28 protein-coding genes are annotated in these 24757 nt (G+C 73.1%); 16 read left to right on the top strand and 12 right to left on the bottom strand.

All coding sequences use genetic code 11. The features are described 5' to 3' along the window. Positions 1-22: 22 nt before the first annotated feature. Positions 23-508, bottom strand: coding sequence for a MarR family transcriptional regulator (locus tag ACFY04_RS20185; protein ID WP_314247286.1), 486 nt, complete (start codon positions 506-508; stop codon positions 23-25). A gap of 128 nt (positions 509-636) precedes the next feature. On the opposite strand from ACFY04_RS20185, the gene ACFY04_RS20180 reads away from it, so the two are divergent. Then, complete coding sequence (locus ACFY04_RS20180) at positions 637-1047, top strand: organic hydroperoxide resistance protein (RefSeq protein WP_030770995.1); 411 nt, start codon at positions 637-639, stop codon at positions 1045-1047. Between the two features lie 76 nt (positions 1048-1123). Beyond that, positions 1124-2815 (top strand): FAD-dependent monooxygenase, encoded by a 1692-nt coding sequence (locus ACFY04_RS20175; protein WP_389118409.1) that lies wholly within the window; start codon positions 1124-1126, stop codon positions 2813-2815. A gap of 4 nt (positions 2816-2819) precedes the next feature. Here ACFY04_RS20175 and ACFY04_RS20170 read toward each other — a convergent pair whose 3' ends face one another. Next, on the bottom strand, positions 2820-3188 hold the full coding sequence (locus tag ACFY04_RS20170; RefSeq protein WP_389118408.1) for a DUF6204 family protein: 369 nt from the start codon (positions 3186-3188) through the stop codon (positions 2820-2822). 172 nt (positions 3189-3360) lie between these two features. Here ACFY04_RS20170 and ACFY04_RS20165 point away from each other — a divergent pair, with 172 nt between their 5' ends. Together ACFY04_RS20165 and ACFY04_RS20160 are read left to right on the top strand one after the other, a co-directional pair. Continuing rightward, positions 3361-4638 carry a VWA domain-containing protein gene (locus ACFY04_RS20165; protein WP_389118406.1) on the top strand — a complete coding sequence of 426 codons (1278 nt, stop codon included), beginning with the start codon at positions 3361-3363 and terminating at the stop codon, positions 4636-4638. After that, the gene (locus ACFY04_RS20160) at positions 4638-5456 is read left to right on the top strand and encodes a hypothetical protein (protein ID WP_389118404.1); all 819 of its coding nucleotides are present in this window, start codon (positions 4638-4640) and stop codon (positions 5454-5456) included. The genes ACFY04_RS20165 and ACFY04_RS20160 overlap by 1 nt, the downstream gene beginning before the upstream one ends. Before the next feature lie 54 nt (positions 5457-5510). Here ACFY04_RS20160 and ACFY04_RS20155 read toward each other — a convergent pair whose 3' ends face one another. After that, a complete protein-coding gene (locus ACFY04_RS20155) occupies positions 5511-7913 on the bottom strand; it encodes a serine hydrolase (protein WP_389118403.1) in 2403 nt (800 codons plus the stop codon). A 229-nt stretch (positions 7914-8142) separates the two neighbouring features. Between ACFY04_RS20155 and ACFY04_RS20150 the strand changes: the two genes are divergently transcribed. Then, positions 8143-8805: a lysophospholipid acyltransferase family protein gene (locus tag ACFY04_RS20150; protein ID WP_373045231.1), complete on the top strand. Its 663-nt coding sequence runs from the start codon at positions 8143-8145 to the stop codon at positions 8803-8805. A 112-nt stretch (positions 8806-8917) separates the two neighbouring features. Then, positions 8918-9157, top strand: coding sequence for a hypothetical protein (locus tag ACFY04_RS20145; protein ID WP_389118401.1), 240 nt, complete (start codon positions 8918-8920; stop codon positions 9155-9157). A 10-nt stretch (positions 9158-9167) separates the two neighbouring features. On the opposite strand, the gene ACFY04_RS20140 is transcribed toward ACFY04_RS20145, so the two are convergent. The 4 genes from ACFY04_RS20140 to ACFY04_RS20125 form a co-directional block, all read right to left on the bottom strand. Continuing rightward, the gene (locus ACFY04_RS20140; RefSeq protein WP_389118399.1) at positions 9168-9881 is read right to left on the bottom strand and encodes a hypothetical protein; all 714 of its coding nucleotides are present in this window, start codon (positions 9879-9881) and stop codon (positions 9168-9170) included. Positions 9882-9999: 118 nt separating this feature from the next. After that, the gene (locus ACFY04_RS20135) at positions 10000-10236 is read right to left on the bottom strand and encodes a hypothetical protein (RefSeq protein ID WP_389118398.1); all 237 of its coding nucleotides are present in this window, start codon (positions 10234-10236) and stop codon (positions 10000-10002) included. Beyond that, positions 10221-10574, bottom strand: a complete 354-nt coding sequence (locus ACFY04_RS20130) for a VOC family protein (protein WP_389118396.1) — start codon at positions 10572-10574, stop codon at positions 10221-10223. The genes ACFY04_RS20135 and ACFY04_RS20130 overlap by 16 nt, the downstream gene beginning before the upstream one ends. A gap of 106 nt (positions 10575-10680) precedes the next feature. Beyond that, a complete protein-coding gene (locus tag ACFY04_RS20125) occupies positions 10681-11112 on the bottom strand; it encodes a GNAT family N-acetyltransferase (RefSeq protein ID WP_389118394.1) in 432 nt (143 codons plus the stop codon). A 201-nt stretch (positions 11113-11313) separates the two neighbouring features. On the opposite strand from ACFY04_RS20125, the gene ACFY04_RS20120 reads away from it, so the two are divergent. The 4 genes from ACFY04_RS20120 (at position 11314) to ACFY04_RS20105 (ending at position 14564) form a co-directional block, all read left to right on the top strand. Next, positions 11314-11733, top strand: coding sequence for a YciI family protein (locus ACFY04_RS20120; RefSeq protein WP_389118392.1), 420 nt, complete (start codon positions 11314-11316; stop codon positions 11731-11733). Continuing rightward, complete coding sequence (locus ACFY04_RS20115; protein ID WP_389118391.1) at positions 11727-13040, top strand: RNA polymerase sigma factor; 1314 nt, start codon at positions 11727-11729, stop codon at positions 13038-13040. Before ACFY04_RS20120 ends, ACFY04_RS20115 begins: the two co-directional genes overlap by 7 nt. A gap of 79 nt (positions 13041-13119) precedes the next feature. Beyond that, the gene (locus ACFY04_RS20110; RefSeq protein WP_266607836.1) at positions 13120-13302 is read left to right on the top strand and encodes a hypothetical protein; all 183 of its coding nucleotides are present in this window, start codon (positions 13120-13122) and stop codon (positions 13300-13302) included. A gap of 104 nt (positions 13303-13406) precedes the next feature. After that, a complete protein-coding gene (locus ACFY04_RS20105) occupies positions 13407-14564 on the top strand; it encodes a serine hydrolase domain-containing protein (protein WP_389118389.1) in 1158 nt (385 codons plus the stop codon). A 79-nt stretch (positions 14565-14643) separates the two neighbouring features. Here ACFY04_RS20105 and ACFY04_RS20100 read toward each other — a convergent pair whose 3' ends face one another. Beyond that, positions 14644-16197 carry an AMP-binding protein gene (locus ACFY04_RS20100; protein WP_389118388.1) on the bottom strand — a complete coding sequence of 518 codons (1554 nt, stop codon included), beginning with the start codon at positions 16195-16197 and terminating at the stop codon, positions 14644-14646. Here ACFY04_RS20100 and ACFY04_RS20095 point away from each other — a divergent pair. The 3 genes from ACFY04_RS20095 to ACFY04_RS20085 all read left to right on the top strand — a co-directional run bounded on the left by ACFY04_RS20095 (position 16196) and on the right by ACFY04_RS20085 (position 19068). Beyond that, positions 16196-16942: a class I SAM-dependent methyltransferase gene (locus ACFY04_RS20095; protein ID WP_389118386.1), complete on the top strand. Its 747-nt coding sequence runs from the start codon at positions 16196-16198 to the stop codon at positions 16940-16942. The two genes, ACFY04_RS20100 and ACFY04_RS20095, sit on opposite strands and share 2 nt — an antisense overlap. A 93-nt stretch (positions 16943-17035) precedes the next feature. Next, positions 17036-17446: a rodlin gene (locus ACFY04_RS20090; protein WP_389118385.1), complete on the top strand. Its 411-nt coding sequence runs from the start codon at positions 17036-17038 to the stop codon at positions 17444-17446. Positions 17447-17769: 323 nt separating this feature from the next. After that, positions 17770-19068 (top strand): tryptophan 2,3-dioxygenase family protein, encoded by a 1299-nt coding sequence (locus ACFY04_RS20085; RefSeq protein ID WP_389118383.1) that lies wholly within the window; start codon positions 17770-17772, stop codon positions 19066-19068. A 7-nt stretch (positions 19069-19075) separates the two neighbouring features. Here ACFY04_RS20085 and cynS read toward each other — a convergent pair whose 3' ends face one another. Next, positions 19076-19546, bottom strand: a complete 471-nt coding sequence (gene cynS / locus ACFY04_RS20080) for a cyanase (RefSeq protein WP_389118381.1) — start codon at positions 19544-19546, stop codon at positions 19076-19078. A gap of 65 nt (positions 19547-19611) precedes the next feature. Then, the gene (locus ACFY04_RS20075; protein ID WP_389118379.1) at positions 19612-20226 is read right to left on the bottom strand and encodes a carbonic anhydrase; all 615 of its coding nucleotides are present in this window, start codon (positions 20224-20226) and stop codon (positions 19612-19614) included. A 124-nt stretch (positions 20227-20350) separates the two neighbouring features. Here ACFY04_RS20075 and cynR point away from each other — a divergent pair, with 124 nt between their 5' ends. Further along, positions 20351-21319 carry a transcriptional regulator CynR gene (gene cynR, locus ACFY04_RS20070; RefSeq protein ID WP_389118377.1) on the top strand — a complete coding sequence of 323 codons (969 nt, stop codon included), beginning with the start codon at positions 20351-20353 and terminating at the stop codon, positions 21317-21319. On the opposite strand, the gene ACFY04_RS20065 is transcribed toward cynR, so the two are convergent. Together ACFY04_RS20065 and ACFY04_RS20060 are read right to left on the bottom strand one after the other, a co-directional pair. After that, entirely contained in the window at positions 21286-21936 is a 651-nt protein-coding gene (locus tag ACFY04_RS20065; RefSeq protein WP_373045202.1) for a DUF4360 domain-containing protein, read from the bottom strand. The two genes, cynR and ACFY04_RS20065, sit on opposite strands and share 34 nt — an antisense overlap. A 303-nt stretch (positions 21937-22239) precedes the next feature. Further along, positions 22240-22629 (bottom strand): PleD family two-component system response regulator, encoded by a 390-nt coding sequence (locus ACFY04_RS20060; RefSeq protein WP_389118375.1) that lies wholly within the window; start codon positions 22627-22629, stop codon positions 22240-22242. Between the two features lie 99 nt (positions 22630-22728). Here ACFY04_RS20060 and ACFY04_RS20055 point away from each other — a divergent pair, with 99 nt between their 5' ends. Beyond that, entirely contained in the window at positions 22729-23007 is a 279-nt protein-coding gene (locus tag ACFY04_RS20055; protein WP_389118373.1) for a hypothetical protein, read from the top strand. 206 nt (positions 23008-23213) lie between these two features. Further along, entirely contained in the window at positions 23214-24755 is a 1542-nt protein-coding gene (locus tag ACFY04_RS20050; RefSeq protein ID WP_389118371.1) for an aldehyde dehydrogenase family protein, read from the top strand. Positions 24756-24757: the final 2 nt, after the last annotated feature.

The following is a 24757-nucleotide window of genomic DNA, read 5'->3' as shown; positions in this document are numbered from 1 at the left end:
CAGTGTCCGGTGCGGGAGGCCGCTACGCCTCTCCGGCCTCCCGGGGCACGGCGGCGTCGAGGGCGGCGGTGAGGCGGTTCAGCCGGGCCTGGAGGTCGAGGACCTCGGTGAGCTCGAAGCCGGTCGCGGCCGCGATCCGCCGGGGCACCTCCACCGCGCGGACGCGCAGCGCGGCGCCCTCCCCGGTCAGGTGGGCGTGCACGGACCGCTCGTCCTCGGTGCTGCGCTCGCGGCGGACCAGCCCGGCCGCCTCCAGGCGCTTGAGCAGTGGGGACAGCGTTCCGGAGTCCAGTCGCAGGTGTTGCCCGATCTCCTTGACCGGCATCTCGCCGTGCTCCCACAGCACCAGCATCACCAGGTACTGGGGGTACGTGAGCCCCAGGTCCTTGAGGACGACGCGGTAGAGGCCGCCGAAGGCGCGGCTCGCCGCGTTCAGGGCGAAGCAGATCTGGCCGTCGAGGCGCAGGAAGTCCTGGTCGGCGTGGGTCGCGGTGGGCTGCTCGGTCATGACGCCCAGTGTACCCGGGGCAGACTTGCGAGGCATTGAATTGTGCACAACTGAATTGTGTGCTCTAGTAGTGGAGCGCGGCCGACCACCGGCCGCCACCACGGTTCATTTCTGCGAGAGGACCTCTCATGGACGCGCTCTACACCGCTGTCGCCACCGCCAACGGCCGCGAGGGCCGTACCGTCAGCTCCGACGGTCAGATCGACCTCGCCCTCGCGATGCCCCCGGCGCTCGGCGGCAACGGGCAGGGCACCAACCCCGAGCAGCTCTTCGCGGCCGGTTACGCGGCCTGCTTCGCCAGCGCGCTCGGTCTGGTCGGCCGCCAGGCCAAGGCCGACACCAGCGAGGTCTCGGTCACCGCGGAGGTCTCCATCGGCAAGGACGGCGCCGGCTTCGGCCTCGGCGTCACCCTGCGCGTCGAGCTCCCGGAGTCCCTGGCCGGCGAGACGGGCGCCCTGCTGGTCAAGCAGGCCCACGAGGTCTGCCCGTACTCCCGCGCCACCCGCGGCAACATCGACGTGGACCTCGTGATCGAGTAAAGATGCCGGACACCTGGCGGGCGGCCACCATGGAAGGGCATCCACTTCCACGGGGGCCGCACGCCAGGAGGCGCCAGTGGCACACACCCGCGCAACGGACGTCCTGGTCGTCGGCGCCGGCCCGGTCGGCCTGACCGCCGCCGCGGAACTCCGCAGACGGGGTGTCACGTGCCGGATCGTCGACCGGCTGCCGGCCAGGCTGCCGTTCGCGAAGGCCGTGGGCATCCAGCCGCGCACGCTGGAGGTGTGGGACCGCATGGGGATGGTCCGCGCCGCACTGGAGGCGGCCGTCCCGATGCGGGGGCAGTTCCTCTACGTCAACGGCGTCGAGAAGGCCCGCACCGAGCTCTCCGTGCCGCCCGAAGTGCCCTACGGATTCGTGGCGCTGCCGCAGTACGAGACCGAGCGCATCCTGGACGAGTTCCTGGGCCGCTTCGGAACGACCGTCGAACGAGGCACCGAACTCGTGTCGTTCACCCAGGACGCCGACGGGGTGACCTGCCGGCTGCACACCCCGTCCGGGGCGGAGGAAGAGCTGCGCACCCGGTACCTGGTGGGCTGCGACGGCGCGCACAGCATCGTCCGCAAAGGGCTCGGCCTCACCTTCGAGGGCGGGGCCTTCGCCGAGGAGTACATGCTCGCCGACGTACGCGTCGACTGGGACCTGCCGCCCGGGTACAGTCTGCGCGCCATGCACCTGAACGATGCCGGGGCGGTCGACGACATGCTCGTCTGCATCCCGCTGCCCGGCCGGGGCCGGTACCGGATGTCCATGATGGTGCCGCCCGAACTCTCCACCGCACGGCAGGACGCGGCCGCCTCCGACGGCATCACCCATGGCCTGCAGAGCGGCCGGGGCCCCGGACTGGCCGACATCCAGACCGTCCTGGACCGGCTCTCACCGCAGCCGACCACCGCCTTCGACATCCGCTGGACCTCGGTGTTCCGCATCAGCCACCGGATCGTGGACCGCTACGGCGACGGCCGGGTCTTCGTCGCCGGGGACGCGGCCCACATCCACCCGCCGACCGGCGCCCAGGGCATGAACACCGGCATCCAGGACGCCTGGAACCTGGCCTGGAAGATCGCCCTGGCCTGCGCGGGCGCGGCCCATCCCGGCCTGCTCGCCGGCTACGACGCCGAGCGCCGGCCCGTCGGCGAGGAAGTCGTCGGCCGCACCGTACGGCACGCCGTCGAGGGAATGGAGAACGACCCCGACGATCCGGCGACGGTGATGATGCGCGAGGCCCAACTCCTCGTCGGCTACCGGGGAAGCCCGACCGTGGACCCGCCCGGCGAGGGCCGGGGCCCCCGGCCCGGCGACCGGGCACCCGACTGCGCGGGCCTCACCGGTCCCGGCACCGCCTACCCGATGCGCCTGTACGACGTCCTGCGCGAGCGGGACCACGTACTGCTGCTCTACGGAGCCGCGTTCGGGCCCGGGTCCGAAACCGGGTCGGGGCTCGACGCACTCGTCCGGACGGCCCGGGAGTCCTCGGGCGGCCGGATGGAGGTGTGCCTGGTGCTCGCGGCGGCGTCGGCCGCCGACGCCGACGCGCATGCCGTCATCGAGGCCGACGGGACGAAACTGCCGGTCTACACCGACGCCCGGGGCGAGTTCGCCCGCCTCTACGCGGCCGAGGAGCCCACGGCCTTCGTGATCCGCCCCGACGGATACCTCGGCGCCCGGATCCCGCTCTCCCCGCCCGCCCCGCAGCCGCTGGCCGCCCACCTCGCAGCCGTCTTCGCCGCGAGCCCGCCGAACTGATCCGTCAGGTCTGGGCGCCGGCCCGGGCGGCCTCGCGGCGCTGCCGCTTGCCCAGCGGGGCCGGCGACATGTCCTGGGCCCGCGACCTCAGCTGCCTGAAGCCGTACCCGCGCTCGGCCAGCCGGCTCTCCGCCGCCAGCTCCGCCCGGGCCGTCGCGTCGAGGATGTCCTCCTCGGCCTCACCCGTGTCCACGAAGCGGAAGGTGAAGAAGGGGCGGGCCGCGAGGTCGTACGAGAGGTGCCCCTCGGCGGTGAACTCCGCGCGCAGCATGTCGTGCTCGGGCGCGGCGGCGAGCAGCTCGGCCGTCTGGTCGTCGGTCAGACCGTCGAACGAGCCGCGGACGGTGATACGGAAGGTACGGGTGGCACTCATCCCCGGAGCCTGGATCGGGCACCGCGTCCCCTGCATCCGGATATCCGCCGGTCCGCCCCGCCCGCCACCTCGCGGACGGCCGCGCAGGGCCGCGTACACCGCACGGACGCCCCGAAAGCCCCGGCCGGGAGCCCGTTTTGGATTGCCGGACGATCCTCAATACGATCCGGCGATGATCACAAGAAAACGGCTTGCGGCCGGGGCGTGCGGCCTGCTCGCCGCCCTGGCCGTCGGGCTCTTCCCGGCGAGCGCCACCGCCGCCGACGAACCGACGGCGAAGGAACCCCCCAAGGTCGACCTCGTCCTCGACGTGAGCGGCTCCATGCGGGCCAACGACATCGACGGACAGACCCGCATGGCCGCAGCCAAGCAGGCCTTCAACGAGGTCATCGACGCGGTCCCGGCCGAGGTGCGCCTCGGCATACGGACCCTGGGGGCCAACTACCCGGGGGACGACCGGGCCCTCGGCTGCAAGGACACCAAGCAGCTCTACGCGGTCGGCCCCCTCGACCGGACCGAGGCGAAGACCGCGGTGGCGACCCTCGCCCCCACCGGCTGGACGCCGATCGGACCCGCCCTGCTCGGCGCGGCCCAGGACCTGGAGGGCGGCAACGGCTCCAAGCGGATCGTGCTCATCACGGACGGCGAGGACACCTGCGCCCCGCTCGACCCGTGCGAAGTGGCGCGCGACATCGCCGCCAAGGGCATCCACCTGGTCATCGACACCCTCGGCCTGGTCCCGGACGCCAAGACCCGGGCCCAGCTGACCTGCATCGCCGAGGCCACCGGCGGCACCTACACCTCGGTGCAGCACAAGGCGGACCTCTCCAGCCGAGTGAAACAACTCGTCGACCGGGCCGCGGACCCGGTCGTCAACCCGGTGGCGACCGAGGGCGCGAAGCAGTGCGAGGGCGCCCCGCAGCTGAAGGCCGGCCTCTACAGCGACCGCGAGACCTTCGGTGAACACCGCTGGTACCGGGTCGACGTCCTCCCGGGGCAGGAACTGCGCGCCTCGGTCAGCATCGGCGCCGACCGCGCCGTCAACAACGACTACGGCGTCCTGCTGCGCGCCACCACCGTCCACGGGCGCGAGATCGTGCGCGGCTCGGAAGCGGGTGACGGGCGTACCGACGTCCTCTCGACCGGCCTGCGCTACCCGAAGGCCGAGATCGACGGCCAGGACTCGGACGCCAAGCCCGTGCCGGAGACCGTCTGCCTCCAGGTCAGCAACTCCTTCTCCGCTCCCGCCTCCGTCAAGACGACCCCGGGCATGCCCGTCGAGCTGACCATCGACCTGGTGGACGGACCCGACGAGGCCTCCGACGTCGCCGCGTTCGGCCTCGGGCGGGGCTGGTGGCTGCTGGCCGTGCTGGCGCTCGCCGGGCTGCTGGCCGGTCTGGTGTGGGGATGGATCTCCCGCTGGCGCATCTCCGTCTGGAGGACCAACTGATGCGTAGAGTAGGCACACTGACCGCGTCCCTGCTGGCCGCGGCCGCCGCCCTCACGGTGGCGGGTACGGCCGTGGGTACGGCCGTCGCGGACACGCCCTCGCCGAGCGCCACCGCCACCGCAACCCCGGGCGGGGGCGGCTCCAAGGCCGAATCCGCCCCGACCGAGGCCGGCACCAGCTTCCGCACCGCAGCGGCGTTCCGCCCGGGCCAGAAGGCCACGGCCGGCGCGTCCAGCGGCGACTACCTCTACTGGGTGGTGCCGATCGACGCGCAGCAGCGCGCCACGGTGAAGGCCGCCGTCACCCTGCCCGATCCGGCGGCCCGGCACGGCGCCGCGACCTGGCAGCTCGACGTGTACGACGGACTGCGCCGCCGGCAGGCCTGCACCTACGGCACGCAGACCGCGGCCGCGGCGAAGGAAGCCGCCACGGTCGAACTGTCCTGCACTCTGCGCACTGTACGTGCCGGCGCCGAGCCGTGGGCCAACGATCCGCTGCCGGGCAGCTACTACGTACGCCTGACGGTCGTCGACCAGCCGGACGAGGACAAGGGCCTGCCGGTGCGCGCGGCCGTCGAGGCAGACGTGAAGGAGACCGGCGGCGTCCAGGCGGTGGACGGCGCCCTCTCCACCCCGCTGGTCGCGGGCACCGTGACGGCCACCCTGCGCGAGCCGGAGGACGGCTGGTCCGGCGGCTGGTGGACGGACCGCTGGATCTGGACCGCCGCGGGCGGCGTGCTCGCCGCCCTCGCGGGCATCCTCGGGTACTCCCTGACGCGCGGCACGGGCCGCCCGTCCAGGATCCCGCCGGGCGCCTGAGAAACGAGGAGGCCGTGGCCCGCGGGCCACGGCCTCCCCTCACTTGTCCGCGATTCAGCGGCCGCGGGTCAGCCGGGTTCCGAACGAGGGCTCGGCCAGGTCCCCCTTGACCGCCACCGGCACGCTCCGGGCCCCCTCCCCGCTGCCCACCGTCAGCACGGCCACCTCGGAACCGGCCTTCGCGGTGTGCGGCAGCGGTCCGGCACCCGCACCCGCACCGGCACCGGATGCGAGGGACAGCTTCAGCTGCTGGCCCGGGACGCCGATCACGTTCAGGTCCTTGGTGGCCACCAGCGGCGTACGGCCGCCGAGCCCGTCGTCCACATACCCCACGGTGTCGCCCTTGCGGACCACCGGGGCCGACGCGAGTGCCGTTCGTACCGCCTCGATGATCTTCTTGCTGTTCGCCAGCACCAGCTTCAGGCTGTTCTCGGCGTTCGGGTCCGGCCCGTCCACGCGCTGCTCCATCAACGTGCCGAGGATCAACGGCGTCTCGTCACCGATCGACTTGTACGCCGCCCACATCAGCGTCCCGCCGGCGGGCGTGCTGGAACCGGTCTTGATCCCCCGGATGCTGAGACCCTGGGAGGTGAGCAGGGTGTTGTTGTTCTCGAGCCGCTGGGGCAGGCCCTTGATGGTGGCGTTCGGCAGCGCGACGATCGTGCGGAACGCCTCGTCCTTCATGACGGCTTCGGCGAGCTTCAGCTGATCGGCGGCGGTGCTGACGGTGCCCGCGTCCAGACCACTGGGGTCCGTGTACGTGGTGTTCTCCATCCCGAGCTCCTTGGCGGCGGCGTTCATCTTCCCGACGAACGCGGCCTCGGAGTCGGTACCGGTGTCCCAGCGCGCCAGCAGGCGGGCGACGTTGTTGCCCGAGGGGATCATGAGCATCTTGAGCATGTCCTGCTGGCTGAACTTCTGCCCGGCGGTCAGACCCGAGATGCGGGACTCGTGCTCCGAGGTGCCGTCCGCCACGGTCTTCGCGTCGACCGTGATGTCCGGACCCGGGTCGGTCTTGCGCAGCGGATGGCCCTTGAGGATCACGTAGGCCGTCATCACCTTGGCGACGCTGGCCGTCGGGACGGGCTTCTGCTCACCGAAGGTGCCGATGTCGCCGGAGCCGGAGACACGAACGGCGCCCTGGCCCTTGACCGGCCAGGGGATGGAGAACTGCCCGTCGATGGTGCGGTCGGCCTCGGCGGCGACGAGCTGCGGGGTGGGCAGGGGGCGCAGCAGCTGGGCGCCGACGCCGGCGCCCGCGAGGAGGAGCAGGATCGGCGTCCATATCTTGACGCGGCGCAGCGCGGTCCGGCGCGGGGTCTCCGCCGGGGCAGGGGTGTTGGTGAGCTCGGCCAGCAGATCGAGCGGAGGCAGCGGCGCGGCGGGGACCGGCGCGGCGACCTTGGCTTCGGGGGGCTGCGGCTGAGCCCGCGGCGCGACGGGCGCGGGCAGGTCGACGTCCTTGAGCGCGACGAACTGGCTGGTCCGCTCGGGGTCCGGCTCCGGCTCCCGGGCCCAGGCGGGCGCCTTCCGCGGGGCGTCCGGCTCGGCGGGCTTCTGCTTGGGCAGGGCGATGAGCATCGTCTCGTCGGACGCGGCTTCGCCCCCGGGCGCGTCGGCGCCCTGAGCCTCCGGCTCGGGTCCGCCATCGGGCTGCTCGTCGACCTGGTCGTCGTCGCCGTCGGTGTCCGCCTCGGGCCGGTCTCCGGCGTCAGCTTCGTCCTCGGAGTCGACCTCCGCCTCCGCCTCCGCTTCCGCCTCGGAGCGGGCCGCGACATCAGCTTCGGCCTCGGGGTGGGCTTCGCCCGGGAGTTCGGCGTCTGCTTCGTCCGCGTGCTCGGACTCGCTTTCCGCCGCGGGTCCGGCTGCGGCTTTGGGATCGGCTTCGCCGTCCGCCTCGGAGTCGGCTTCGCCGGGGAGCCTGGCGTCGGCCTCGCCCGCGTGCTCGGGCTCGGCCTTGGGTTCGGCTGCGGCCTCGGGTTCGGCGTCCGTCTCGGGGTCGGTTTCGCCGGGGAGCCCGGCGTCGGCCTCGCCCGCGTGCTCGGGCTCGGCCTTGGGTTCGGCTGCGGCCTCGGGTTCGGCGTCCGTCTCGGAGTGGGCTTCGCCCGCTTGCTCGGCTTCCGCCTCGGACTCGGCGTCGGCCTCGGGGTGGGCTTCGTCAGTGAGTTCGGCTTCGGGTTCGGCGCCGGCCGGGCCCTTCGGCTCGGCCTGGGGTGCGGCTTCGCCCTCGGGCTCCGCGTCGGCCTTCGGCTCCGCCGCAACGGTCTCCGCCGGTCCGGATTCGTCCGGGGTGTCGGAGGCCGTGGCCTCCGGCTCCGCCCGGCCCTCGCTCTCCGCGCCGACGCCGACGCCGGCTTCGGCCTCGGCCGTCGACTTGGGCTCCCCCTCCAGGACGGTGGTTTCTGCCTCGATCTCCGGGTCGTCCGAGGAACCGCCCGCCACCGTTACCGCCTTCATCCCAGCCCCGCCTTGCTGCTCACATCATGCCGATACGACCGGCGAGGCCCCGCGGGGCCTCGCCGCACTGCCAGATGTCCCCGGTACCCTGCCCGTTCCATCCGCTGGATCTTGTGACCGTTCGGTCATATTCGCTGAGTACGCCTACTCATGCCCCCGCCCGCCCCACCGGCCGACCATGGGACACATCGCACCGCACCACCACCTCACCGTCCGAACGGGGTTGTCCATGCTCAGCCGAATCGCCGCCGCCCTCGTACCCGCCTTCGGGCGGCTGACCGTGACCGCCGACCCCGGGGACCGGCCCGCGCCCGGCGCCATCCTGGTCGCCAACCACACCTCCCTCGCCGACCCGGCCGTCGTGGTCGCCGCACTGCGCCGGTACGGGATCGAGCCGGTCATCCTGGCCACCAGTGGCCTCTGGCGGGTCCCGCTGCTCGGTTCCGCGCTCCGCCGCGAAGGCCATATCGCCGTGCACCGCGGCACGGCCCGCGCGGCCGACTCCCTCGACGCGGCGGCCGTCGCCCTTGCCTCGGGCCGCAGCGTGCTGCTCTACGGCGAAGGCAGGCTGCCCGTGCGCCGCGACGCGGGGGAGGCGGCCCCCGGCCCCTTCCGCAGCGGCCTGGCCCGGCTCGCCGCCGCGACGGGCGCCCCGGTCGTGCCCGTCGGCCAGGCGGGTGCCCGCCGCCTCTGCTCCGGGAGCGGCGCCAAGCAGCTCGCCGGCGTCTTCACCGCCCCGCTGCGCAGGCCCTGCTTCCACGTCCACATCGGCTCGCCGCTGCACCTGCCCGACCGGGTGCCGGAGGCTACGGACCGGGCCCGTCAAGCGGTCACGGCCGCCTGGCGAACCGCGGCGTCCGCCCTCGGCGAGGCGGGCCGGGAGGCGGCCTGAGGCCGGTCCGGCACACGTGCGCCGTGGAACCGCATGCTGCCGCGGAGGAAGCCGATTGGCCCCTCGCGTGTCGCCGAGCCCGTCACCGGTCACGGCATGCGACCGTCTCCGCATGACCGAAGGCTCGACACCACACATCTCCTCGGCGCGGATCACCGTACTGGGGGTGCAACCCGGAACCCCGCCCTTCCGCATCGTGGAGGTCGACGGCGAGTTCGTCGGCAGGGCGACGTCGATGACGGACGTGCTCCTGATCGCCGCGGAGGCCGGGATCACGATCCACGACCTCGACGACCTCGAGGTGGTCCACTGGGTCAGTGGCGGCAAGTTCACCTGGACGATCCCGGGCTAGGCAGGGCAACTCAGCGGGCGCTGTGCCCGAGGACCACATGGGCCGCGACCACGCTGTCGGCGTCCGTGTCGATGAAGGACACCACCACCGGGCTGCTGCCCGTGGGTCCGCCCGCCGTGGCGCGCAACCGGTAGCGCTCGGTGCGGACGGCCTCGCGGGCGAGCGGGCTGCCACCCGAGAACAGGGACGGCGGCTTGGCGTCGTTGGCGATACGGAAGTCGGCGGGGCGCCAGCTGCCCGAGGCCGGGTCGAAACGCTCCAGCAGGAACCCCGGTCCGCTGCCCGCCCCGGCGCCGGCTTCGCCGACCAGCATCTCCATCTGGAAGGCGACCAGCACATGCCGGTACGCGGCGGAGTTGCCGTTCCGCAGGGTGACGGTGAACTCCTGCGGGGCGCCGCCCCGTACGAGGGCGAGCCGACCGCCCCGGGTGTCGACCGCGACCGTGAGCCGGGTCGGAGCCGGGGGAGGCGTCACGGGCCGGGTCACGGCCGCGGTCGGGGTCGCGGATGCGGAGGACCCGGGCGGCGAGGAGGCAGGGGCCGACGGCGAGGCGGGAGCCGACGCCGAGGCGGACGCCGACGTCGACACCTCGGCGGCGGGCGAAGCCGGGGCCGCCGCCGGGGCCGTGCCGTGCTTGTCCCCGCACCCGGTGGCGCCCGCCAGCAGGACGGCGGCCACGGCCGCCGCGCCCAGTGCGCTGCGGGGGCCTCGGGATACTGGCATGGGATCGGTCCTCCAGGGGTCGGCTTCGCCAGGAAGCTAGCAAGGCGGCGCCCCTGCCGACGAGGTCGATCACGCTTCGAGGCGGCGACGGTTCGGTCACGGTTCCCTCGGGGGCCGGTCAGACACGGAGCCTCGCCTCCAGGACGGGGACCGCGCTCCCGGTGAGGGCGTCGGCGCGCCCCGGCCGCGCCGCCGCCGTGACGATGGCCTCGCGCGCCTCTTCGCGCAGGGTCAGGGCCGCGATCGCCTCGAAGTCGGGCCGCAGGACCCGTACGGCGGCCTCGTCCGGCAGCGGAACCCCCTCGTCCGAGCAAGGTGACCGCCGATGTGAAGACGCGGTCAGGCGGGCTGCCACAGTTCGACCCGGTTGCCCGCGGGATCCGTGACCCAGCCGAAGCGACCGACACCTTCCATGTCCTGCGTCTCCTCGTCCACTTCCGCGCCCTTGGCACGCAGTTGCGCGAGCATCGCATCCAGGTTGCGGACCCGGAAGTTGAGCATGCTCTGCTGGGCCCGGGAGCCGAAGTAGTCGGTCTCGGCCTCGAACGGCGCGAACACCGTCGGGCCGGCGCCCTGCTGCCACAGGCCGTGCTCGTCGGCGTCCAGGCCGAGGCAGTCGCGGTACCACGCGCCGAGCGCCGCCGGGTCGGCCGCCCGCATGAAGTACCCGCCGATTCCAAGCACACGTTCCATGCCGCCATGGTGCCAGGACGGCCACCGGACGGGCAGGCACCACACCCACACCCACACCCGCGCCCACACCCGCCCGACGTCCACGACTCCCTCGCGGGTGAACGCGTCAGCCCAGCGGCTTCTCGAAGCTGAAGGCGGTCACGGCCATCCGCTCGCGGAAGTAGAAGCGGTGCGCGTCGGTCCGCTGGGTGCCGGATTCCAGCGTGAGAGCGGTGCAGCCGACGGCCAGGGCGTGCTGCTCCAGGTACGCGAGCAGCTCGTGGCCCACCCCGGTGGAACGGGCGGTGGCGGCGGTGACCAGGTCGTCGACGTAGAGCGAGCGGACGGCCGAGGTGTTGACGACGATCCGCCAGCCGGCCGCGCCCACACACCGGCCGTCCGCGTCGTAGGCGGCGGTGAAGCGCAGCCCCTGGCCGTGCCCCTCCGTGAGGATCCTGAGGAACAGCTCCTCGGTGAGGTGGGGACGCAGTTCGAGCAGCACGGGAAGCAGGTCCGCGGTGAGCCGGGGATCGGCGGGCTCAAGGTCGATGATCTTCATGCGACGAGCCTACTGGGCCGTACGGGGCAGCCCTGGGCCGAAGCCGTCGCGCGCGGCCGCGGCCGACGTGTCGAAATGGGAGGGACGGCTCCGACGTCCCCTACGAAAGGTTCCCGGTACCGATCCCCTTCCCGACCCCGACCCCGATCCCGATTCCGGTCCCGGAGCCGCCGCGTACGCAGCACAGAAGGAGTGGCACCCATGAAGTACATGCTGATGGTTCTCGGCAAGCAGGCCGACTACGACGCCATGGGCGGCGCCGCGAGCAGCGACAGCCCCGGATGGTCCGAAGCGGACCTCAAGGCGATGTTCGACTACATGGGCGCCCTCAACGACGACCTCGCCGAGTCGGGCGAGTGGGTCGACGGGCAGGGCCTGGCCGACCCCCGCCACGCCCGCCTGGTCACCGCGGCCGCCGACGGCAGCCCCGTGATCTCCGACGGGCCGTACGGGGAGGCCAAGGAGGTGCTCGCCGGGTACTGGATCGTCGACGTGGCGGACTTCGACCGCGCCGCCGAGATCGCCGCCCGCGCCTATGCCTGCCCGGTGCCGGAGGGCGCCCCCAGCTACCCGGTCGTCGTCCACCCCGTCGACAGCCGTTCGGGGACCGAGATGTGCTGACCACCCCCGGACCCGCACCCGCGAGCGAGGACCTGCTGCGCCGACTGGCGCCGCAGGTTCTCGGAGCGCTCGTCCGCCGCTACGGGCACTTCGACGCGGCCGAGGACGCCGTGCAGGAGGCCCTGCTCGCCGCCGCCCGGCAGTGGCCCGAGGAGGGCCGCCCGGCCAACCCGCGCGGCTGGCTGATCCGGGTCGCTTCCCGCCGGCTCACCGACCAGCTGCGCAGCGAGGACGCGCGCAGGCGCCGCGAGGAGACGGCCGCCGCGCTGACCCCGCGCGACGAGTTCGTGGCTCCGCCGCCGGGGGAGGGCCGGGCCCCCGCCGAGGACGACACGCTCTCCCTGCTCTTCCTCTGCTGCCGGGCCGAACTGCCTCCGGCCGGCCGGATCGCCCTCACCCTGCGGGCCGTCGGCGGCCTCACCACCGCGGAGATCGCCCGCGCTCTCCTCGTGCCCGAGGCCACGATGGCCCAGCGGATCAGCCGGGCGAAACGGCGCATCAAGGCCTCCGGGGCCCCGTTCGGCAGCAGGCCTCACGGCACCCACGGCACCCACGGTCCCGACGGCGCCGACGGGACCGGCCCGGAACCGGCCGAGGAGCATGCCGCACGGCTCGCCGACGTGCTCCACGTGCTCTACCTGATCTTCAACGAGGGCTACACCGCCACCTCGGGCAGTGATCTGCAGCGCGCCGACCTCGCCGCCGAAGCGATCCGCCTCACCCGCGCCGTCCACGCGCAGCTCCCGGCCGACGGCGAGGTGGCCGGCCTGCTGGCCCTGATGCTGCTCACCGACGCCCGTCGTGCTGCCCGCACCACGCCCGACGGCGACCTGATCCCCCTCGCCGAGCAGGACCGCACGCGCTGGGACCGCGCCGCCGTCACCGAAGGGGTCGCCCTGGTCAGCGGCGCCCTCACCCACGCGCCGCTGGGCCCGTACCAGCTGCGCGCCGCGATCGCGGCCGTGCACGACGAGGCGGCGAGCGACGAGGACACCGACTGGGCGGAGATCCTCGCCCTGTACGAGGTCCTGATCCGCCTGGTCCCCGGCCCCGTGGAGCGCCTGGGCCACGCGGTCGCGGTGGCCATGGTGCACGGGCCGCGGCAGGCCCTGGAACTGCTCGCGGACCTGGACGAGGACGAGCGCCTGGCCGGCCACCACCGCCTCGAAGCCGTACGGGCCCACCTGCTGGAGATGGCGGGCGAGCGGGCGGCGGCGCAGGCCGCCTACGCGAAGGCCGCCGGGCTCACGCTCAGCGTTCCGGAGCGCCGCTACCTCCGGTTCCGGGCCGCCCGGCTCGTGGAATGAGCGGGCAGAGTCCCGCTCCGGGCGTCCGCATGACGGACATGGTCCACCGTTGTCAGAGGCGCCGCCTACTCTTGATCACGTGAGCCCGACCTCTGACGATCACCTCGTCCCCGAACGTTCCCTCGCCGAGATCAACGCCGACATCCGCTGTCTCTTCGCACGAGCCGAGGGCCGCCTCTCCGACGCGGAGCGGATCCGCCACGCCGCCCTGCTGGGCGAGTGGGCCTCGGCGATACGCGCGTCGGTGGTCCCGGCCGCATAGCGGTCCCGGCCGGGCACGGCCGTGTCCGGCCGTGTCGGACCGATGAATCCGGCGCCCGGCGGCAGTCTTCCCTACGAGCATCCGCACGTACGAGAAGGTGGACCATGAGCGACCTGCGCAGTCTCCTGGAGACCCACGTCGGTGACGGATCACTGCCCGGCGCGGTGGCCCTGGTGGCACAGGGCGATGACATCGAGGTCGCGGCCGTCGGCTCCGCCGACACGGCTGGCACCGCACCCATGGCCCGCGACTCCCTCTTCCGGATCGCCTCCGTCACCAAGCCCGTGACCGCCGCGGCCATCATGATGCTGGTCGAGGACGGACTGCTGGCCCTCGACGTCCCCGTGGCCCGCTGGCTGCCGGAACTCGCGGCGCCGACGGTGGTCCGTACCCCGTCCGCGCCGCTCGACGACGTGGTGCCCGCCGAGCGTCCGATCACCGTCGCCGACCTCCTCACCTTCCGCGCCGGGTACGGCTTCCCCGCCGACTTCTCGCTGCCCGCCGTGGCCCCGCTGTTCGGCAGGCTGAAGCAGGGGCCGCCCAGGCCGCAGGAGGTGGCGGAGCCGGACGCGTGGATGGCGGCCCTGGGGCGGATCCCGCTCCTCCACCAGCCCGGCGAGGCGTGGCTCTACAACACCTGCTCCGACATCCTCGGGGTGCTGATCGCCCGAGCGACCGGACAGCCCTTCCAGGACGTTCTCGCCGAGCGCGTCTTCGAGCCGCTCGGCATGCGGGACACCGGGTTCGCCGTACCGCGGGAGCAGCTCCACCGGTTCACCGGCTACTACCGGGCCGCCCCCGACGGCGGAGCCCTGGAGCTCGTGGACGCGCCCGACGGCGAGTGGAGCACCCTCCCCGCCTTCCCGTCCGGGGCGGGCGGCCTCGTCTCCACCGTCGACGACCTGTACGCCTTCGGCCGGATGCTGCTCGCGGGAGGCGCGTACGGGGGTGGCCGGCGGCTGCTCTCGGCGGACTCGGTACGGCAGATGACCACCGATCACCTCACCGCGCCCCAGCGCGCGGCGGGCGCCCTCTTCCTGGAGGGCCAGGGCTGGGGTTTCGGCGGATCGGTCGACGTGGCGCGCCTCGACCCGTGGAACGTACCGGGCCGGTACGGCTGGATCGGCGGCACCGGCACCGCCGCCCACATCGTCCCCGCCACCGGGGCGCTCACCCTGCTCCTCACCCAGAGGGAGCTGGCCGGCCCGGCCTCGCCCGCGGTGATGCGGGAGTTCTGGACCTACGCCGCCGCCCGTCCCTGACCGCTCCGCCCGTCCCTGACCGCTCCGCCCGTCCCTGACCGCTCCGCCCGTCCCCGACCGCCCGGCCGACCCGGAGCTCCTACGCACGCCGGCCGGCGGCCCCCGCCGCCCGCTCCCGCAGCCGGCGCTTGTCCGGCTTGCCCCGCGCAGTCAGAGGGATCGCCCGTTCCCAGAAGACCGCGGTGGGCCGGTGGGCCGGGGCCAGCTCCTTCTCCACCAGGTCACAGGCCTCGGCGGCGAGCCCGGCGCCTGGCTCGTACCCCGCCGCAGGTACCAGGAAGGCGCACACCTCCTCGCCGGTCACGTCGCTGTGCCGCCCCACCACCACGGCCTGGGCGACCGCGGGATGCCGGGCGAGCGCGGCCTCGACGGGCACGCAGTACACGTTGTCCCCGTGGACCATCACCACGTCGTGGATCCGGTCGTCCAGGTACAGGTAGCCGTCCGCCCCGAAGTGCCCGAGGTCCCCCGTCCGCAGCCATCCGTCCCGCAGTACCCCGGCCGTCGGCCCGGGCCGGCCCCAGTACCCGGTCATCATCGCCCCCGACCGCATCCACACCTCGCCCGTGCGGCCGGCCGCCACCGTCGTGCCCCGCCCGTCGCGCACCTCCACCGCCACCCCCGCGACGGGCCGCCCCACCGACGCCAGCAGCTCAGGCCGCCCGCCCACCGCCGCATCGTGATCGGCGGGTGAGAGCCGGCAGATCACCGCCGCCTCGTTGGTGCCGTAGCCCTGCCGCCACCGGCCGCCCCAGCGGGTCACCGCCTCGCGCAGCCGCTCGGGGTGGACGGGCGAATCGCCGTAGGAGACCGCCGCCAGCCCCGGTACACCGTGGGCGGTCGCCGGGTCGTCCAGCAACCGGTACACCATCGAGGTCGTCAGGTACGTGGCCACCGGCCCCAGGCGGCCGCAGGCCGCCGCGAACTCCGCCGGCGTGAACGGTTCGAGGATCTCCACCCGGCCCCCGGCCCGCCACTGCTCCAGGCACCGCCCGCCCGACCGCTGCGCCAGCGAGGTCACCGACAGGTACACCGCCTCCGACCAGGCCGCCGGCCGTACGGCGTTCCGCGCGGCCAGCGCCCCGAAGGTGAAGGCCACCCCCTTGGGCCGCCCCGTGGTCCCGCCCGTGTACGTCACCCGCGCCACGTCGTCCTCCCGCGCCCGTACCGGCACCAGCCCGGGCTGCTGCCGGCCGGCCCGGCGGAGCAGCTCGGCCAGGCCGAGCCGGGGCGCCCCGGTCGCGGGCACCGGCACATCGTGCACGACCAGGTCCGGCCGGCAGTCCCGCAGCACGAAGTCGAGCCCGTACAGGGCGGGTCCGGCGAGTACCTGGGTCAGCCGGGCGCCCAGCAGGTGCGCGGCGATCCGTACCAGCAGCACCTCCGGCCGGTTCGAACCCGTGACGCAGGCCAGTCCCGAGCAGCGCCCGATCCCCGCCCCGGAGAGCGCCCCGGCCAGTCGGCAGGCCCCGTCGAGCACGTCCTGGAATCCGAGGACGACCGGGCCGACGCCGAGTGCGGGCTGCCCGGCGTACCGCTCCAACGCCCCTACCAGCGACGTGACATACCGCGCGGCCACCATGGGGGACTGCCTCTCCGCGCCGCTCCGGGACACCGGCATCATGGACGCCATGACGAACGAATCCCGTGCTCGTTCCTTCAGCTCCGCGGCCGCACGCTACGCCGCCCATCGCCCCGCGTACCCGCCCGCGCTCTTCGACACGCTGGCGGAGATGGCCGGCTTTCCGCTGGCCGGAGCACGGGTCGCCGACGTCGGAGCGGGAACGGGGATCGCCACCGCCCTCCTGGAGGCCCGCGGGGCCCTGGTGGTCGGGGTGGAGCCGGGCGAGGGCATGGCGCAGGAGTTCCGGCGCCGCAACCCCGGCACCCCGCTGGTCCGTGCGGACGGCAACCGGCTGCCGCTGGCCTCCGGCTGCCTGGACCTGCTGACGTACGCGCAGTCCTGGCACTGGACGGACCCGGCGCACGCCGTCCCCGAGGCCCTGCGCGTGCTGCGCCCCGGCGGGGCCCTGGCGGTGTGGCAGAACGACCCGGACACCGGGGTCGGCTGGATCGCCGATCAGCAGAACCGGATCGAGGAACGGTTCGGCCCGGGCTGGTACATCAACGAGCGCGCCCTCTCGCAGGAGGGGCTGCGCTTCACCGACCGCCGGCTGGCGTGGTCGCGTCGCGTCCCGGTCGACACGCATCTGGCCAAGCTGTCCACCCACTCCCTGTTCCTCATCGGCGAGCCCGGCACGGATGACTTCCTGGAGGAGGAACGCGCCCTCCTCATGGACCGGTTCCCGGACGGTTGGGTGGAGGAGCACTACGTCGCCGAGCTGAGCGTGGCTGTCCGGGGGCGTGAGACGCGGTAGGGGCTGTTCGGGTGAAGCGTCGCAACCTGTGCTCCCAACGACCGTTGATCAAGGTGCTTATCACCGTGCGCTCGTGCGACAGAAGGACCACTGATGATTAAGAAGTTCATGGCCACCGCCGCCGCCACCGCGTCGATCGTCGGCGCGGGCGCGGCCATGGCCGCCCCGGCCATGGCCATCGGCAACGACAACGGGGTCAACACCGTCAACGGCAACAACTCCCAGCAGATCTACGGGAACCAGGAGACCCGCGGTGACATGAGCCCGCAGCTCGGCGTGATCCAGGGCACCCTGAACAAGCCCTGCATCGCCCTGCCCGCCAAGCTCAACGCCCAGTCGATCCTGGCCTTCGTCAACATCGGTGTCCAGGACATCAACGTCCTGTCGAACCCGCAGAACCAGCAGTGCACCGAGAACTCCACCCAGGCCAAGGGCGACGAGCCGCTCTCCCACATCCTGGACAACATCCCGGTCCTGTCGGGCAACGTCTCGGCCGGCAGCTGACGCAGTCCCCTTGTGCGAGCCGGGGCCTCCGACGCCTGCGCGAGTGCCCACGGGGCCCCGGCTTGTTCCACCCGGATCCATGGTTCCCCGGATCCGTCTCCTCCACCGGCGCGCGGTGGCCGACCCGGCCGCCGGGGTGGGCACCGAACCGTATGACACAGAGCCTCCTACCCGACCGGGCCGGAGGCTCTGTGCGTGTCCTCCCGCCCTTGTCAAGACACGAATGTTCGAGACATGACGGGCAGCGTTCCGATCATGCCCACTGGAATCTCCTGCTTCACCCGGACGGCGTGAGGCCCACCAGGTCCAGGAGGCGATTGGCGATGAATCCGGAATGCGCAGAGGCGGGCCGCTGGGCGGCCATCGGTCACGTGGACGCGGACGGGGACGGGGGCGGGGGCGACGGAGAACCGGACGGAATCCACCTGGCCCGTACCGTTACGCAAGAGGTCCGCCGGACCGGGAAGCATTTCCTGCCGCCGCCTCTCCTGCTTCGGCTCGGCGAGATCCACAACCACCACGCCGCGCACCGCCGGCCCCATCTCCAGGCGTTCCTCGACTGCATGCTCGACAAGCACGAAGGGCGCTACTGGAACCGGACCTACCTCTCCCTGCCGCTGCTGGAGCTCCTCCTGGGCGAGGGCCAAACGGATGACGCGCCGGACCCGAACCGCATGGCCACGCTGCTCATATCCGACGTCATACGCTTCGAGATCCAGACGGAGGCCCCGGCGCGGGAATCACAGGAATTGCGGGCATCGCGGGAATCCGTGGACCGGGATCCGCCGGACCCGGTGACCCTGCGCAAACGGCTGCGCCACGCACTGCGATTCGTGGCCCACGACCTCGGCGTCCCGGATGCCGATGACCTGACCTCCCGGGCGGCCCACGTGCCGTGGTCCCGCTGGGCGGACCTCGCCGACCTCCTTCCCCGGCCCGCGGCCACCGGGGCCGGCCGCTGGTTCGACGTGACGGTCCAGCCCGTGTACGTGCTGCACGACGAGTACTTCTTCATCCGGGCCCTCCAGGCCCACGAAATGATCTTCACGGCGATCGCGGCGGACGTACGGGCGGCGATCGGGGCGCTGCGCGCCGGCCGGCTGGACGCGGCCGCCGACCACGTGGACCGTGCGGCCGGTCTCTTCGACCGGGCCTCGGCGCTGTTCCGGATGGTGGCGACGATGCGGCCAGGGCACTTCTCCGCGTTCCGGCGGTTCACCCAGGGCGCCAGCGCCATCCAGTCCGAGCAGTACAAGCGCTTCGAGATCCTGTGCGGCCTCCCGACCGCGCCGCGGCTGGAGTCGGAAGCCTTCACCAACGTCCCCTCCGTACGGGCCGAGGCCGAGGGCGACGCCCACGACACGGTGGTCCGGGCCTATCTCGACCTGCGCCGCTCGGTCCGTTTCGGCGAGGCCGAGTGGAACCGCTTCCGCAGCGCGCTCGGCGGGCTGGAAGAGCGGCACCAGCGCTGGAAGTCCACCCACCGGAGCCTCGCCGCGCGCATGCTCGGCGGGGCCCACGGATCGGGTTACACCGCGGGTGTCCCCTACCTGGCCGAGTGCCTGGACAACCGGCTCTTCTGGCAGCTCGGTGAGCAGCGCGGCGCGGGCGAGTGCGCCTGAGCGACGGTCAGAAGGGGCGCGTCGGGAGGTACTTGCCGTCCAGGGTGATGACGGCGCGCTCACCGCCCTCGGGGTCGGCGATCTTCCTGACGTCCAGCTTGAAGTTGATCGCGCTGATGATGCCGTCCCCGAACTGCTCGTGGACCAGCGCCTTCAGCGTGGTCCCGTAGACCTCCAGCATCTCGTGGAAGCGGTAGATGGTCGGATCGGTCGGGATGCCGCCGGGGAGGGAGCCGCGGGTCGGGACCGTCTGCAGGAGCCGCACCGCGTCCTGGTCCAGGTCCAGCAGGCCGGCGACCGCCTTCGCGGCGGCCTCGGGCAGGGCGTGCTGGCCCAGCAGGGCGGCGGTGACGAAGGCGACCGACAGGCCGGCCGCGTCGGCGAGCTGCTGCCAGGACAGGTCCTTGCGGACCTTGGCGTCCACGGCGGTGACGGCCAGGGCCTGGCGGGCGGTGGGGTCGAACTGGGCGTGCTGCATCAAGGTGTCCTCCGGAGAAGCGGGATGATCGGGTGGGGGTGGAGTGGCAGGGGGGGGGCGAGGGGTCAGCCGGCCGCTGCGGCGCCGACGTCGGTGACACCGCCGGAGCGGATGTCGTAGACCCAGCCGTGCAGCGTCAGGGTCCCCGCGGCCCGTGCGCGGGCGACCGAGGGATGGGTGGCCAGGTTCGCGAGCTGGGCGCGTACGTTCTCGCGGACCAGGGCGGACAGCCGGCCGGGGCCGGCGGCACCCGCCGTACGGGCCACCGAGGCGTCCGCGTGCCGCAGCCACCCCGCGACGGACGCGGCGGCGCTCAGGTCGGCGCCCTCGGCGAGGGCGGTCATCGCCCCGCAGGCGGAGTGCCCGCACACGACGATGCCGGTGACCCCGAGGACGGCGACGGCGTACTCGATGCTGGCCGCCACGCCGTCCGCGCCCGGTGCGTGGGCGGGGACGAGATTTCCGGCGGTGCGGACGACGAACAACTCGCCGGGATCGCTCTGGGTGATCAGTTCCGGCACCACACGGGCGTCCGAACACCCGATGAACAGGGTCGTCGGCCGGTGTACCTCGGCCAGGTGGGCGAAGAGGTCCGCCTTGGCCGGAAACACCTCGCGCTGGAAACGTGTGACGCCGTCCGCGAGATCACGCGGTCCGGGCATGGCCTGCAAGGTCTGCATGGTCACTCCCTCCTGGGATGCGCCCCGTACGGGGCTTGACGTGTTCCACCATGCATGAGCTGCATCTATTGTGTCCAAGACGCAATATCCATGTCTGCCATCGATACCGTCTATAGTCGGATCCATGGCTCTGGAACTGCGCCACCTGCGCTACTTGATCGCCGTCGCCGAACACGGCAGCTTCACCCGCGCCGCCGAAGAGCTGCGGATCTCCCAGCCCACCCTGTCCCAGCAGGTGAAGCAGCTCGAACGCACCGTCGGCGTCCAGCTGTTGGACCGCACCGGGCGCGCCGTGCGGCTCACCGACGCCGGTGCGACGTACGTCCACTACGCGCGCGGCGCCCTACGGGACCTCGCCGCGGCCGAGCGCGCCGTCCTGGACCTGGCCGACCTCTCCCGCGGCCACCTGCGCCTCGCGCTGACCCCCACCTTCACCGCGTACCTCGTCGGCCCGCTCGTCGCCGGACTCCACACCGCGCACCCCGGCATCACCCTCGAGATCCGGGAAATGCCCCAGGACCGGATCGAAGCCGGGCTGCTCGCCGACGAGCACGAGCTCGGCCTCGCCTTCGAGGGGCCGCACCTGCCCGGGATCGCGGCGACCCCGCTGTTCACGGAGACCCTCGGACTGGTCACCGCCGTCGGCGAGGATCCCGGACCGCTGCCCGTGAGCGACCTCGCGACGCGCCGACTGGCCCTGCTCAGCGGGGACTTCGCCACCCGCGAGCACGTCGACGCCTACCTCGCCGCCCATGGCGTACGGCCGCACATCGCGGTCGAGGCGAACTCCGTGCAGGCCCTCACCGAGATCGTCCGGCGCACCACGCTGGCCACCGTCCTGCCCGACGCCGTCACCCACGACCACCCGTACCTGCGTCCCGTACCGCTCGACCCCGCCCTGCCGTCCCGAACGGTCACCCTGCTGCGCCGGGAGAGCGCGTACGAGAGCGCCGCGGCCCGCGCCTTCACCGAGCTCACCTCGCGCCTGGTCCGGGAACGCGGCTACCGCCTCCCGCTGCGCGCGCATGCGCAGCGGGAGGCGGCCGGGAGCGGGGTGGATCACTTGCCGGGGCACTCCTTCCAGGCCAGGTGATAGATGGTGTTGATGCTGCCGTCGGTGGAGTCCATCGTCATGTAGCTGGTCGACGAGGGGGACGAGGTGCCTCTGGTCACGCGCAGCTCGGTGTTGATGTTGAAGTTCCGCTGCACCCCGCACGGCGCCCACACCAGTTGGGCCCAGTCGGTCACGTCGGTGGCCTGCCAGTTGTCCTCCTGCGGCCCGCTGAAGTTATGGGTGCGCGCGGCCGTGTCCGGTGAGCCCTGGAAGTAGTACGAGGCCTTCTCGGTGGCCTTGGCGCCGGGCGCGAGCGAGGCGTAGCCGCGGTAGTCGGCACTGGCGACCGCGTAGGTGAAGCCGTGGGGCACGTGCACGATCAGGCTGAGCTGGCAGTTCTTGCGCGCCGCGGTGGGCGGGGCGCCGCCGCCGACCTGGGCCAGGTACTGGCTGTAGGTCACCGTGAAGGCGGTGTTGTCCTGGGACACGGCGACCTGCGCGGTGTCCTTGGGACATCCGGATCCGTTGACCGTGGCGACTTCGATCACGATGCGGTCGGGCGGCGGGTCCACGATCGTGGAGGGGGTGGCGTGCGTGGGCAGGGTGGCGGTGAGCAGGGCGCCGATCGCGCCGCTCACGAGGAATCCACCGGACATGTTTCTCCGATCCACTGCTTCGGTACCGGGCGGCGCGCAGGCGGGCATGCCTGTGTGCCGGTGGGTGGGGGGTGCGGCCGGCCAGAGCGGGGCCGGGTCGTCACAGACCGGTGTGCAGGGTGGAACGGGGCAGGCCCAGGAACGGAATCTGGGCATGTCCCTGACAGCGTCCGGTCGGTGAAGACCGGGTGCCCGAATCGTAGGAACCCCGGGCGGCCCGGACCAGGGCGATGTCCGGCCAATCGCGCCGCGCGGCCGGGACCGGCCGGATCCGGACGACCGGCCGGGGACCGAAGAGCGGAATCAGGCCGCGGCCGGCCGGGCCAGCCGCTCGACGCGGGCCACGAACTCCGTGGGATGGAACGGCTTCGCGAGACAGTCGCTCACACCGGCCTCCAGCGCGCGCACCGTGCACTCCGGATCCGCGGGCGGCAGCGCGAGGATCGGCACCTGCCCGTGATCGGGGTGCCGGCGGATCTCCTCGAACAGCGCCACCTCGTCCAGGCCCGGCCCGGTGCGCTCACAGATCACCAGGTCGATCGGGCCCGCGCTGCCCAGCAGGGAGACGGTGTCCACCCCGGTCCCGCCGTCGACCACGGTGAACCCCCGGGCCACGAGGAGGCGCTCCAGCAGGCCCCGGAGGGTGGTCTCCTTCGCCACGAGGAGGATCCTGCTCGGGGTGTCGCCGCTCATGTCGTTCCTCTTCATCCGCGTGTGGGGGGTCCCGCAGAGCCTACGAGGCGGGGCGTGTGCACACCCGCTCCGGGGCACCTCATCGGGTAGCTTCGGTCCATGAGCACAGAGCCGCAGACCTTCGAGATCCTGCTGGTGCCCGAGCACATCGAGAACCTGCGCGGCGAGTCCCCCGCGGACCGGGCCTTGCGGTCGGCCACGGTCGAGGCGACCGGTGAGACGGGTGCCTCGGGCTATCCCCGCTACCGCGGGCAGGGCGTGGAGGCCGACATCGACCCGAGCACGCGCACGGTCGAGGCCCTGCTGGTCGACGGCGCGGAGCTGGACTACGGGCTGGTCGCCATGATCGCTCCCGAGCGGGGCCGCGGCAAGCGCTGAAGAGGTGTCCGAGGCGCGGGATCCGGACCTCGCGCGGGTGTCCGGGCGACTCGCCGCTCCGAGCCGGCACCGGCCATTTCGCACCCACGGTACGTACGGTCGCGGTGCTGCCCCCGTAGCCTCGATGTGCGGCCGCCCCCGTGCGAAGGGCCGCCGTGCACGAGCCACCTCCCTGCCCCGCCCACCCTCTGAGCGGAGAACCACAGATGGCACCCACCCTCGCCCTCAAGCCCGGTACGGCCTGGTCCGACGCGTGGCGGCGGTCCCTGGCCGCCGCCCCCGAGGCCTTCCGTGACGACCGCGTCCTCAACCTCTGGGCCGGCTCCTGGCAGCCCGACGGCCGCAGCCTGCCCGCCACCAGTCCGGTCGACGGCAGCCCCGTCGCGGGCCCGCCGCGGCTCGACCCGGAGACCGCCGGTGCGGCCGTACGGGCCTGCCTCGACGAGCACCGCGCCTGGCGGCACGTTCCGCTGCCCGAGCGGCGGGCCCGGGTCACCGCCGCCCTCGACGCCCTCACCGAGCACCGGGAACTGCTCTCGCTCCTGCTCGTCTGGGAGATCGGCAAGCCCTGGCACCTCGCCATGGCCGATGTGGACCGGGCCGTGGACGGCGTCCGCTGGTACGTGGAGCACATCGAGACCATGGCCGAGGGCCGGACCCCGCTCGCCGGGCCCGTCTCCAACATCGCGAGCTGGAACTACCCCATGTCCGTACTGGTCCACGCCATGCTCGTACAGGCCCTCGCCGGCAACGCGGTCATCGCGAAGACCCCCACCGACGGAGGGCTCGCCTGCCTCACCCTCGCAGGCGCGCTGATCCGGCGCGAGGGCATCCCCGTCACCCTGGTCAGCGGCAGCGGGGCCGAACTGTCCGAGGCCCTCGTACGCTCCCCGGAGATCGGCTGCGTCTCCTTCGTCGGCGGCCGCGACACCGGAGCACGGATCGCCACCGCCGTCACCGATCTCGGCAAGCGCCACATCCTGGAGCAGGAGGGCCTCAACACCTGGGGCATCTGGGAGCACACCGACTGGTCCGCCCTGACGGCGGTCATCCCCAAACTCTTCGACTACGGCAAGCAGCGCTGCACCGCCTACCCGCGCTTCGTCGTCCAGCGCACCGCCTTCGACGCCTTCCTCGCCGCCTACCTGCCGGCCGTCTCCGCCATCCGGACCGGCCACCCCCTCGCCGTCGCGCACCCCGAAGACCCCCTGCCCGAGCTGGACTTCGGCCCCCTCATCAACGCGGCCAAGGCCAAGGAACTCACCGACCACGCCGCCGAGGCGATCGAGCGGGGTGCTGTACCGCTCTACCGCGGCACGCTGGATCCGGCCCGCTTCCTGGAGGGCCAGGACACCGCCGCGTACATGGCCCCGCTCACGCTGCTCAGCCCTCCGGCCTCCTCCCCGCTCTACCACGCCGAACCCTTCGGGCCCGTCGACACGATCGTCCTCGTCGACACCGAGGCGGAGCTGCTCGCCGCGATGAACGCGTCGGGCGGCGCCCTCGTCGCGACCCTGTCCACCGACGATCCGGCCACCTTCGCCCGGCTCGCCCCGCAGATCCGGGCCTTCAAACTCGGCCACGGCAAGCCCCGCTCGCGCGGCGACCGCGAGGAGCTCTTCGGCGGGTTCGGCGGCTCCTGGCGCGGTGCGTTCGTCGGCGGTGAACTGCTCGTGCACGCCGTCACCGACGGCCGGGACGGCGAACGGCTGCCGGGCAACTTCCCCGAGTACCAGCTGATGCCGTAGGA

Source organism: Streptomyces sp. NPDC001549, from assembly GCF_042894025.1.
GTDB classification, from domain to species: domain Bacteria; phylum Actinomycetota; class Actinomycetes; order Streptomycetales; family Streptomycetaceae; genus Streptomyces; species Streptomyces kutzneri.
This window is presented reverse-complemented; position numbering and strand designations above follow the sequence as displayed.

Coding starts and splice junctions, on each gene's coding strand:
- ACFY04_RS20185 (WP_314247286.1), bottom strand. CDS start 508: ATGACCGAGCAGCCCACCGCGACCCACGCCGACCAGGACTTCCTGCGC.
- ACFY04_RS20180 (WP_030770995.1), top strand. CDS start 637: ATGGACGCGCTCTACACCGCTGTCGCCACCGCCAACGGCCGCGAGGGC.
- ACFY04_RS20170 (WP_389118408.1), bottom strand. CDS start 3,188: ATGAGTGCCACCCGTACCTTCCGTATCACCGTCCGCGGCTCGTTCGAC.
- ACFY04_RS20165 (WP_389118406.1), top strand. CDS start 3,361: ATGATCACAAGAAAACGGCTTGCGGCCGGGGCGTGCGGCCTGCTCGCC.
- ACFY04_RS20160 (WP_389118404.1), top strand. CDS start 4,638: ATGCGTAGAGTAGGCACACTGACCGCGTCCCTGCTGGCCGCGGCCGCC.
- ACFY04_RS20155 (WP_389118403.1), bottom strand. CDS start 7,913: ATGAAGGCGGTAACGGTGGCGGGCGGTTCCTCGGACGACCCGGAGATC.
- ACFY04_RS20150 (WP_373045231.1), top strand. CDS start 8,143: ATGCTCAGCCGAATCGCCGCCGCCCTCGTACCCGCCTTCGGGCGGCTG.
- ACFY04_RS20145 (WP_389118401.1), top strand. CDS start 8,918: ATGACCGAAGGCTCGACACCACACATCTCCTCGGCGCGGATCACCGTA.
- ACFY04_RS20140 (WP_389118399.1), bottom strand. CDS start 9,881: ATGCCAGTATCCCGAGGCCCCCGCAGCGCACTGGGCGCGGCGGCCGTG.
- ACFY04_RS20130 (WP_389118396.1), bottom strand. CDS start 10,574: ATGGAACGTGTGCTTGGAATCGGCGGGTACTTCATGCGGGCGGCCGAC.
- ACFY04_RS20125 (WP_389118394.1), bottom strand. CDS start 11,112: ATGAAGATCATCGACCTTGAGCCCGCCGATCCCCGGCTCACCGCGGAC.
- ACFY04_RS20120 (WP_389118392.1), top strand. CDS start 11,314: ATGAAGTACATGCTGATGGTTCTCGGCAAGCAGGCCGACTACGACGCC.
- ACFY04_RS20105 (WP_389118389.1), top strand. CDS start 13,407: ATGAGCGACCTGCGCAGTCTCCTGGAGACCCACGTCGGTGACGGATCA.
- ACFY04_RS20095 (WP_389118386.1), top strand. CDS start 16,196: ATGACGAACGAATCCCGTGCTCGTTCCTTCAGCTCCGCGGCCGCACGC.
- ACFY04_RS20100 (WP_389118388.1), bottom strand. CDS start 16,197: ATGGCGTCCATGATGCCGGTGTCCCGGAGCGGCGCGGAGAGGCAGTCC.
- ACFY04_RS20090 (WP_389118385.1), top strand. CDS start 17,036: ATGATTAAGAAGTTCATGGCCACCGCCGCCGCCACCGCGTCGATCGTC.
- ACFY04_RS20085 (WP_389118383.1), top strand. CDS start 17,770: ATGAATCCGGAATGCGCAGAGGCGGGCCGCTGGGCGGCCATCGGTCAC.
- cynS (WP_389118381.1), bottom strand. CDS start 19,546: ATGCAGCACGCCCAGTTCGACCCCACCGCCCGCCAGGCCCTGGCCGTC.
- ACFY04_RS20075 (WP_389118379.1), bottom strand. CDS start 20,226: ATGCAGACCTTGCAGGCCATGCCCGGACCGCGTGATCTCGCGGACGGC.
- cynR (WP_389118377.1), top strand. CDS start 20,351: ATGGCTCTGGAACTGCGCCACCTGCGCTACTTGATCGCCGTCGCCGAA.
- ACFY04_RS20065 (WP_373045202.1), bottom strand. CDS start 21,936: ATGTCCGGTGGATTCCTCGTGAGCGGCGCGATCGGCGCCCTGCTCACC.
- ACFY04_RS20060 (WP_389118375.1), bottom strand. CDS start 22,629: ATGAGCGGCGACACCCCGAGCAGGATCCTCCTCGTGGCGAAGGAGACC.
- ACFY04_RS20055 (WP_389118373.1), top strand. CDS start 22,729: ATGAGCACAGAGCCGCAGACCTTCGAGATCCTGCTGGTGCCCGAGCAC.
- ACFY04_RS20050 (WP_389118371.1), top strand. CDS start 23,214: ATGGCACCCACCCTCGCCCTCAAGCCCGGTACGGCCTGGTCCGACGCG.